The sequence below is a fragment of the Streptomyces sp. SID5910 genome, assembly GCF_009862125.1.
Classification (GTDB): domain Bacteria; phylum Actinomycetota; class Actinomycetes; order Streptomycetales; family Streptomycetaceae; genus Streptomyces.
The window spans coordinates 20,830-28,618 of record NZ_WWHX01000119.1; the positions used below are offsets into that span (position 1 = coordinate 20,830).

5 protein-coding genes and 1 pseudogene are annotated in these 7,789 nt (G+C 69.6%); all 6 read right to left on the reverse strand.

Annotation, left to right across the window (positions count from 1 at the left end):
• Window positions 1-68 precede the first annotated feature (68 nt).
• Window positions 69-2,078, reverse strand: a complete 2,010-nt coding sequence (pknB, locus tag GTW67_RS04070; protein WP_161163411.1) for a Stk1 family PASTA domain-containing Ser/Thr kinase — start codon at window positions 2,076-2,078, stop codon at window positions 69-71.
• A 190-nt stretch (window positions 2,079-2,268) separates the two neighbouring features.
• Window positions 2,269-3,738, reverse strand: coding sequence for a penicillin-binding transpeptidase domain-containing protein (locus GTW67_RS04075; RefSeq protein WP_161163412.1), 1,470 nt, complete (start codon window positions 3,736-3,738; stop codon window positions 2,269-2,271).
• Window positions 3,735-5,180: an FtsW/RodA/SpoVE family cell cycle protein gene (locus GTW67_RS04080; protein WP_161163413.1), complete on the reverse strand. Its 1,446-nt coding sequence runs from the start codon at window positions 5,178-5,180 to the stop codon at window positions 3,735-3,737. Before GTW67_RS04080 ends, GTW67_RS04075 begins: the two co-directional genes overlap by 4 nt.
• A 27-nt stretch (window positions 5,181-5,207) precedes the next feature.
• The gene (locus GTW67_RS04085; protein ID WP_161163414.1) at window positions 5,208-6,749 is read right to left on the reverse strand and encodes a Stp1/IreP family PP2C-type Ser/Thr phosphatase; all 1,542 of its coding nucleotides are present in this window, start codon (window positions 6,747-6,749) and stop codon (window positions 5,208-5,210) included.
• Between the two features lie 141 nt (window positions 6,750-6,890).
• Window positions 6,891-7,406, reverse strand: coding sequence for an FHA domain-containing protein FhaB/FipA (locus tag GTW67_RS04090; RefSeq protein ID WP_161163415.1), 516 nt, complete (start codon window positions 7,404-7,406; stop codon window positions 6,891-6,893).
• Window positions 7,407-7,416: 10 nt separating this feature from the next.
• Window positions 7,417-7,789, reverse strand: a pseudogene (fhaA, locus tag GTW67_RS04095) (antibiotic biosynthesis regulator FhaA); the annotation flags it as partial.

Genomic DNA, 7,789 nt, shown 5'->3' on the forward strand with positions numbered 1-7,789 from the left:
CGCGGCGCGACGGAGCCCCGGACCTCTGGTGAGGTCCGGGGCTCCGTACGTTCGTGCGTCCGGCGGGGTCAGTCGTCGTCGCGGCCGAGGCCGCCGATGAAGCCGCCGCCGTTGTCGCCGTTGTTGCCGCCGCCGCCGGCGGTCTGCAACACGATCGGGGTGGCGGCCGGGTCGTCGACCTCCGTGTCACCCGGCGGGTTCTGCCCTATCACCAGCGCGTTGTCGTCCTGGGACCCGCTCACCTGGATGTTCGTGAAGCCCGCCGCGGTGAGCGTCTGCTTGGCCTGGCCCAGGGGCGTGCCGGGGGCGATGGCCGGCACCTTGGTCTTCGCCGGTGCCTTGGCGATCTTCACCGTGACCGTGCTGCCGCGGTCCACGTCGGTGCCCGGGCTGAAGCTCTGCTCGAAGATGGTCCCCGCGGCCTGCGCCGTGGACTCCTCCTCGGACTGGGAGCCGAGGACGAGGCCCTTCTCCTCCAGGCGCTTCTTGGCGTCGTCGGGGCTCAGCCCGATCAGGCTCGGCACGGTCACCTGGGAGGTCTCCCGGGCGACGGTGAGCGTGACGGTGGAGCCCTTCTCGCGGGACTCGCCGCCGTCGGGGTCCTGCGAGAGCACCGTGCCCGGCGTCTCCGTCGACTCCTTGGTCTCCTTCTCGACCTCGAAGCCCGCGGCCGTCAGCGCCTTCTCGGCGTCCTCGTAGGTCTGGCCCTCGACGTCCGGGACGTCGACCTTGGGCGCGCCGGTGGAGACCACGAGGTTGACGGTGGAGTTCTTCTTGACCTCGGTGTCCGGCTTCTGGTCCTGCGAGCAGATGTGGTTCTTGGCCTGGTTCTCGCAGGGCTTCTGGGTGAAGGCCACTTCGAGGTCGGCGTTGGTCGCCCGGTTGCCGGCCTCCTGCTTGGTGAGGCCGACGAAGTTCGGTACGGGGACGTTGTCGTTGCCGACGCCTCCGCCGCCGATGGCGTACTTGCCGATGAGGATGGCGCCGACGAGGACGAGGATGCCGGCCAGGACCAGCAGGATCGTCGACGTGTGCGACTTCTTCTGCTGCTGGCGGCGCCGCCCGGGGCGGTCGTCGTAGCCGTAGCCGCCGTCGTCGGGGTTCATCGGCGGCAGCATGGTCGTGGCGCCGGCGCCCGCGCCGGAGTCCGAGCGCAGGGCGGTGGTCGGCTGGTCGTCGGGGTAGCCGCCGTACCCGCCCGCTGCCATGACGCCCATCGCGGCGGTGGCGGCGACCGGCTGGCCGTCGAGGCAGGCCTCGATGTCGGCGCGCATCTCGTCGGCCGACTGGTAGCGGTAGTCGGGGTCCTTGACCAGCGCCTTCAGGACGATGGCGTCCATCTCGGGCGTGATCTCGGGGTCGAAGACGCTGGGCGCCTGCGGTTCCTCGCGGACGTGCTGGTAGGCGACCGCGACCGGGGAATCGCCGACGAAGGGCGGCCGGACGGTCAGCAGCTCGTAGAGCAGGCAGCCCGTGGAGTACAGGTCGGAACGCGCGTCGACCTGCTCGCCCTTGGCCTGCTCCGGGGAGAGGTACTGGGCGGTGCCGATCACGGCGGAGGTCTGGGTCATCGTCATGCCGGAGTCGCCCATGGCGCGGGCGATGCCGAAGTCCATGACCTTGACCTGGCCGTTGCGGGTGAGCATGACGTTGGCCGGCTTGATGTCGCGGTGGACGATGCCGGCGCGGTGGGAGTACTCCAGCGCCTGGAGGATCCCGATGGTCATCTCCAGCGTGCGCTCGGGCAGCAGCTTGCGGCCGGAGTGGAGGAGCTCACGGAGTGTGGAGCCGTCGACGTACTCCATGACGATGTACGGGATCGACACGTTGTCGATGTAGTCCTCGCCCGTGTCGTAGACCGCCACGATCGCGGGATGGTTGAGCGAGGCGGCCGACTGGGCCTCCCGGCGGAACCGGGCCTGGAAGGACGGGTCGCGCGCGAGGTCCGCGCGGAGCGTCTTCACTGCCACGGTGCGGCCGAGCCGGGTGTCGTGCGCGAGGTAGACCTCCGCCATGCCACCACGGCCGAGCACCTGGCCCAGCTCGTACCGGCCGCCGAGGCGACGCGGCTCTTCCATGGTTACCTACCAGCCCTCTCCGTCGGTCCCGACCGGCATGTTTGTACGGTCGGAGGCTGCCGTCCGGCCTACCGTACCCGGCTCGCTCCGTGTGACCTGGCGAAGCCCGGTACCCGATACAGGACCGGTATCGCAACGTGCGTCGATGTGAAGGGGACGTGAGCGGAGTCACGTCCCGTTGAGCGCCTGATCACTTCTTGCTGTCGATGACGGCCTCCATCACGCTCTTCGCGATGGGTGCCGCGAGGCCACCGCCGGAGATGTCGTCGCGGCTGGCGTTCTCGTCCTCGATCACCACGGCCACGGCGACCGGTGAGCCGCCGTCGGTCTTGGCGTACGAGATGAACCAGGCGTACGGGTTCTCGCTGTTCTCGACACCGTGCTGGGCGGTACCGGTCTTGCCACCCACGGTGACGCCGTCGATCTGCGCCTTGGTTCCCGTGCCGTCCTTGACGACGGTCTCCATCATCGACTGGAGGATCCCGGCGTTCTCCGGGGAGAGCGGCTTGCTCATCTCCTGCGGGTCCGTCTTCTCGATGATGTCGAGGTTCGGGGCCTGGAGCTCGTCGACCATGTACGGCTTCATCAGGGTGCCGTCGTTGGCGATGGCCGAGGTGACCATGGCCATCTGGAGCGGGGTGGCGGCGGTGTTGAACTGGCCGATGGAGGAGAGCGCGACCTGCGAGTCGTTCATGTCGTCGGAGAAGACCGAGGCGCTGGAACGGACGGGGACGAACTGCTCCTCGGTGAAGCCGAACTTCTTGGCGGTCTCGAGCATCTTGTCGTTGCCGAGGTCGTAGCCGATCTTGCCGAAGACGGTGTTGCAGGAGACGCGCAGGGCCTCGCGGAGGGTGGCGTTCTCGCAAGGGAGGTCGCCCTCGTTGGGCAGCTCACGGCTGGTGCCGGGCATGGTCCACGGCAGCGGCGAGTCGGTCTTCTCGTCCGCCGAGGTGTACTTCCCGTGCTCCAGCGCCGCGGCGGCGGTGACGACCTTGAAGGTCGAGCCGGGCGGGTAGACCTCGCGCAGGGCGCGGTTGAGCATCGGCTTGTCGGGGTTGTTCTTCTCGATGAGCTTGTTCCAGGCCTCGCCGTCCGACTTGCCGCCGCCGGCGATCACCGAGGGGTCGTAGGAGGGGTACGAGGCGAGGGCCAGGATCTTGCCCGTGGAGGGCTCGATGGCGGCGACGGCGCCCTTGGCGCCCTGCTTCTTCAGACCCTCGTACGCCGCCTTCTGCGCGGCGGTGTTGAGCGTGGTGACGACGTTGCCGCCCTCGCGCTTCTTGCCGGTGATCATGTCGAGGGTGTTGCGGAAGAAGAGCCGGTCGTCGTTGCCGGTGAGGATGCCGTCGTCGATGTTCTCGAGCTGGGTGGCGCCGTAGGCCTGGGACACGTAGCCGGTGACGGGCGCCCACATGGCGCCGTCCTTGTAGGTGCGCTTGAACTTGAAGTCGCCCTCGGTGGTGGCGTGTCCGGTGATGGCCTTGCCGTCGACGATGATGTCGCCGCGGGGGCTGGCGTAGCGCGCGATGGCGACGCGGCGGTTCTCCTCCTGGGTGCTCAGTGCGTCGGCCTTGACGTACTGGATCCAGTTGTCGCGGATCAACAGGGTGAGGACCAGGAGACCACAGAAGATCGCGATGCGGCGCAGGGGCTTGTTCACGGTCGGACCACCTGGGTCATCTCGGCGTCGGGGCTGGAGGGCGCGGGGGCGGGCCTGCGGGCGGTGTCGCTGATGCGGATGAGGATGCCGATCAGGGCCCAGTTGGCGATGACGGAGGAGCCTCCGTAGGCCAGGAAGGGCATCGTCATACCGGTGAGCGGGATGAGGCCCATCACACCGCCGGCGACGACGAACACCTGGAGGGCGAAGGCGCCGGACAGGCCGACGGCGAGGAGCTTGCCGAAGGGATCGCGGGCGGCGAGGGCGGTGCGTACACCGCGTTCCACGATCAGCGCGTACATCAGCAGGATCGCCATGACGCCGGCCAGGCCGAGTTCCTCGCCGAAGGTGGCGAGGATGAAGTCGGAGTTGGCGGCGAAGCCGATGAGGTCGGAGTTGCCCTGGCCGAGCCCGGTGCCGAGGGTGCCGCCGGAGCCGAACGCCCAGAGGGCCTGCATCGCCTGCTCGGAGTGGACGATGCCGTCCTGGACGCCGGCGCGGGAGAGCTCGTACTCGTGCATCGGGTCGAGCCAGGCCTGCACACGCGTCTGGATGTGCGGCTCGAAGCTCGCCACTCCGACGGCGCCGACCGCGGACATCAGCAGACCGAAGACGATCCAGCTCGTCCGCTCGGTGGCGACGTACAGCATGACGATGAACATTCCGAAGAACAGCAGCGACGTACCGAGGTCGGTCTCGAAGACGAGGATGAGGATCGACATCACCCAGACGACGAGGATCGGACCGAGGTCGCGGCCACGCGGCAGGTACAGCCCCATGAAGCGGCGGCTGGCCAGCGCCAGGGCGTCCCGTTTGACCATGAGGTAGCCGGCGAAGAACACGGCGAGGGCGATCTTGGCGAACTCACCGGGCTGGAGCGTGCCGAGGCCGGGGATCTTGATCCAGATCTTGGCGCCGAAGACGTTCGCGCCGAGCCCGGGGACCAGCGGCAGGATCAGCAGGACCAGCGCGCCGAACATGGAGATGTAGGTGTAGCGCTGGAGGGCTCGGTGGTCCTTGAGGAAGACCAGGACGGCTACGAGCAGGGCGACGCCGAGTGCGGAGTACAGCAACTGGCGGGGGGCCGCCTCGACGAACGTCTTGCTCGCCTGGAGCCGCTCGGACTGGTCCAGGCGCCAGATGACGACCAGGCCGATGCCGTTGAGCAGGGTGGCCACGGGCAGCAGCAGGGGATCCGCGTACGGCGCGAACTTGCGCACGACCAGGTGGCCGACGCCGGCCAGCAGGCCGAGGCCGAGGCCGTAGCTCAGAAGCCCGGCGGGCACCTCGTCGTTGAGGGCCAGGCCCACGTTGGCGTAGGCGAAGACCGGGATGACGACGGCGAACACCAGCAGGGCCAGCTCGGTGTTGCGGCGGCTGGGCGCGCCGATGGAGCCGATCGTGGACGTGTGGTGCGTCGGCGAGTTGGTAGAACTGCTCATCGTGTGACGGGGCCTCTCACGGCTTGCCTACTGCTTACCGCACAGCGAGACGACCTTCTGCTCCTCCTCCGAGAGGCTGGGGCCGGGGCTGGTAGTGGGTGCGGTCGTGGACGGGGACGGGTCGGGCGTCTTCGACGGTCCCGACGGGCTCGGGGTCGGTGAGGCCTTGGACGTGAAGGAGGCGGGTGTGGTTCCCGTGGTGCCCCCGGCCTCGCCTTCGCCCGTCTTCGCGTTGTCGCTGTCCGCGGCACGCCGTTCGGCCTGCTTCTTGCAGGCCGAGGCCTGTACCGACAGCTCCTCGATCTTCGCCCGGGCGTCGTTCAGGTCGCCTTCGGCGATGGTCGACTCGACGAGCTTCTGCTGGTAGGGCGGCAGGTACTTGAGTTCGATCTCGGGGTGGTCCTTCTGGACCTTGGAGAGCGAGACCCAGGCCAGGTCCTGGCTGATGCCCCGGTAGAGAGCGACGTGGTCGTTGTTGGTGCCGACGTAGTACTGGGTCTGCGTCCAGCGCCAGCCGCCGTAGAGGCCGCCGCCGATGACGGCGAGGGCCAGCACGGAGTAGAAGGACCGCTTGAGCCACTTGCGGTTCTTGCGGGGTTTGACGAAGTCGTCCTCGTCGTAGTCCCCGAAGCCGCCGGCCGGGATGTAGCCGGTGGTGTCGCCGCTGCCGGGCGGACCGAACTCGCCGCCTCCGCCGTGCCGGCCACCGCTCGGGCGGCCGAGACCGGCGGCGCGGCCGGCCGGGGTCTGCATGATGCCGTTGTCGCCGAACTGGGCCTGGTTCTCGGCGACGGCGCCGACGACGACGGGCGTGTCCGAGAGCTGGCCGGCGAGGGTGTCGCCGGTGTCGAGGTCGAGGACGTCGGCGACGATGACGGTGATGTTGTCGGGGCCGCCGCCGCGCAGCGCGAGCTGGATCAGCTCCTGGACGGTCTCCTGGGGGCCCTGGTAGCTGGCGAGGGTGTCCTCGAGGGTCTGGTGGGAGACGACGCCGGAGAGTCCGTCGGAGCAGATCAGGTACCGGTCGCCGGCCCGCACCTCGCGGATGGACAGGTCGGGCTCGACGTGGTCGCCGCTGCCGAGGGCGCGCATCAGCAGGGAGCGCTGCGGGTGGGTGCCGGCCTCCTCCTCGGTGATCCGGCCCTCGTCGACGAGGCGCTGCACCCAGGTGTGGTCCTGGGTGATCTGCGTGAGGACGCCGTCGCGCAGGAGGTAGGCGCGGGAGTCGCCGACGTGGACGAGGCCGAGGCGCTGGCCGGTCCAGAGCAGGGCGGTGAGGGTGGTGCCCATGCCTTCGAGGGCGGGGTCCTCCTCGACCATGTGCCGCAGCTGGTCGTTGGCGCGCTGCACGGCGGTGCCGAGGGAGGTGAGGATGTCGGAGCCGGGCACGTCGTCGTCGAGGGCGACGATGGTGGAGATCACCTCGGAGGAGGCGACCTCGCCGGCGGCCTGGCCGCCCATGCCGTCGGCGATGGCGAGCAGGCGCGGACCGGCGTAACCGGAGTCCTCGTTGCCCTCCCGGATCATGCCCTTGTGCGATCCGGCGGCGAAGCGCAGTGACAGACTCATGCGCACCTCGCCCGTCGGCTCCGACTGCAGCCGGTCGTGTCGAGCCACACTGCCCACCCTCCGGTCGGGAGCGCGCCGTGGCCCGGGGTGCCGGCCGCCGCTGCGTGCTCGCTCCGCTCGCGCTCATTCATTGGTGTAGCACTACTTCCGCAGCTCGATGACGGTCTTGCCGATGCGGATCGGCGCCCCCGGGCCGATGGGTGTGGGGGACGTCAGCCGGGACCGGTCCAGGTAGGTGCCGTTGGTGGAGCCGAGGTCCTCGACGATCCACTGGCCGTCGCGGTCCGGGTAGATCCTGGCATGGCGGCTGGAGGCGTAGTCGTCGTCCAGCACGATCGTCGAGTCGTGCGCCCGGCCGAGCGTGATGGTCTGCCCCTGGAGGGCGACGGTGGTGCCGGTGAGGGTGCCTTCCGTCACGACGAGTTTGGTGGGCGCGTTGCGGCGGCCGCGGCCGCCGCTCGGCTGCTGGCGCTGCGGTGGAGGCGCCTGGCCCTGGCGCGCGGCCTGCTGCGGTCGTGCGGAGTCGCGCCGCGATCCGCGCTGGGTGACCCGCGTACCGAACAGGTCGCTGCGGATGACCTGCACGGCCACGATCACGAACAGCCACAGTACGGCCAGGAAACCCAGCCGCATGACCGTGAGGGTCAGCTCTGACATTGCCCCCGGATCACCCTTCGGCTTGCCTATAGATAACGGTGGTGCTGCCCACGACGATCCGCGAGCCGTCGCGGAGCGTAGCGCGGGTGGTGTGCTGCCCGTCCACCACGATGCCGTTGGTGGACCCGAGATCCTGGATCGTCGAGGGCGTTCCGGTCCGGATCTCGCAGTGCCGGCGGGAGACGCCGGGGTCGTCGATCCGCACGTCGGCCTCGGTGCTGCGTCCGAGCACGAGGGTCGCGCGGGAGATCTGATGGCGGGTGCCGTTGATCTCGATCCAGTGGCGGGTGCGGGTGCCGGGCGCGGGTGCGGCCGGGGGTTGCTGGCCGCCCGCGGGCTGCGGGTAGCCGTAGCCGCCGGGGCGTCCGCCGGGCGGCGGCGCA

Bases quoted from the DNA above. Each gene is read 5' to 3' on its own strand.
- pknB (WP_161163411.1), bottom strand. From the start codon at position 2,078: ATGGAAGAGCCGCGTCGCCTCGGCGGCCGGTACGAGCTGGGCCAGGTG.
- GTW67_RS04090 (WP_161163415.1), bottom strand. From the start codon at position 7,406: ATGTCAGAGCTGACCCTCACGGTCATGCGGCTGGGTTTCCTGGCCGTA.
- GTW67_RS04080 (WP_161163413.1), bottom strand. From the start codon at position 5,180: ATGAGCAGTTCTACCAACTCGCCGACGCACCACACGTCCACGATCGGC.
- GTW67_RS04085 (WP_161163414.1), bottom strand. From the start codon at position 6,749: ATGAGTCTGTCACTGCGCTTCGCCGCCGGATCGCACAAGGGCATGATC.